The organism is Promicromonospora kroppenstedtii DSM 19349, assembly GCF_000515355.1.
In the GTDB taxonomy this organism is placed as follows: Bacteria; Actinomycetota; Actinomycetes; order Actinomycetales; family Cellulomonadaceae; genus Promicromonospora; species Promicromonospora kroppenstedtii.
This window is the reverse complement of the sequence record NZ_KI911633.1, coordinates 1-1,424: the sequence shown is the minus strand read 5'-3', so window position 1 is coordinate 1,424 and position 1,424 is coordinate 1. Positions and strand designations below refer to the sequence as shown.

The window sequence follows — 1,424 nt, the reverse complement described above, 5'->3', positions numbered from 1 at the left end:
CGGCCGCTACGTCGCCCGGCGGGAGCGCGGGCCCGCACCCACCCCCGGAGCCGACGGCCGCACCCTCGCCGACGACGTCAAGGAGCTCGTCCGGCGCCAGGGCCTGCCGACGCAGCAGCGCCGCGACTGCAGCACCGCCCTCGAGCTGGGCCTGATCCGGGCCCTGTCCGGCGTGACCACCAAGGGCAGCCTGATCGCGCTGCGCAAGAGCGGCGAGCACGTCATCAAGCTCGGGGGCCCGGACACGCGCGCGGCGCTCGCGGCGCGCGGCGTCGAGCAGCGGGTGATCGCGCGGGTGCCTGCCGAGCGACGCGCGTCGGCGTCGTCCATCTGGTCCAGCGACGCGGGGCTGGCGGCCGAGCGTCTGCCCGACGCGGTCGAGGTCGGGGAGCTGGTCTGCACGGTCTACTCCGACGTGCTGTGCGCGCCGCGGCAGGTGGCCGTCGCGGAGCGGCTGCTGCTGCCGACGTCGTACTTCCTGCCGGGCCGGTCGAGCCGCCGGACGCGCGGCATGCACTACTACGGCCCCGACTACTCCGGCCTGCTGCAGGACGGCGCCGAGCCCGAGGCCCTGTCCGGAACGTACTACCACCTGGACAACCAGATCCCCGGTCACTACGGGCACGTGATCACCCACGACCTGTCGAAGCTGTGGGCGTGGGATGCCGCGCTGGCCGAGCACCCGGACCTGCGGCTGCTGCTCAGCCCGCAGGTCGGGGGCGAGGACATTCCTGCCTATACGTATGATCTGCTCGAAGCATTCGGTATCGAGCGCGACCGGGTGCACATGATCACCGGCCCCGTGCGGGTCGAGCGGCTGATCACGGCGACGCAGGCCTTCCAGCAGCCGAACTTCCTGAGCCCGGTCGCGCGGGACGTCTGGGCGCGGGTGACGGCCGGGCTGCTGCCACGCGCGGGGCGGGACCCGCTGCCCGAGCGCGTGTTCGTCTCGCGCCGGCACGCGACCCGGCGGCGCTGCCTCAACGGGGACGAGGTGGAGCGGCGGTTCGAGGACGCGGGGTTCGTGGTCGTCTACCCCGAGGACCTCTCGCTGCCGGACCAGGCCCGGCTGTTCTCGCAGGTCACGGTGGTGGCCGGCTACGCGGGCTCGGGGCTCATCAACACGGTGTTCTCGTCGGGCCCGGCGACGCGGGTGGTGCTGGCCTCGAAGAGCTACTGGGCCACGAACGAGTACCACATCGCGGCCCTGTACGGCGGCGACCTGCACTACTTCTGGTGCGACCCGGTGTTCTCCTCCGGGCAGGCGGCCGCCGGACCCACCGGGCCGGTGACGGGCCGGTTCCACGCGGACTACGTGTTCGACGTCGACCGCGACGGGCCCGCGCTCGACGACCTCCTGGAGTCCTTGGGCCCGCCCGCGCGGCAGCCGGCACCGCGACAGCCGGCACCGCGACAGCCCGCAC

1 protein-coding gene is annotated in these 1,424 nt (G+C 73.7%); it reads left to right on the top strand.

The genetic code is table 11. From position 1 onward, the window contains the following. The coding region (locus PROKR_RS06200; protein ID WP_036960786.1) for a glycosyltransferase family 61 protein at positions 1-1,424 on the top strand (1,424 nt) is incomplete at both ends.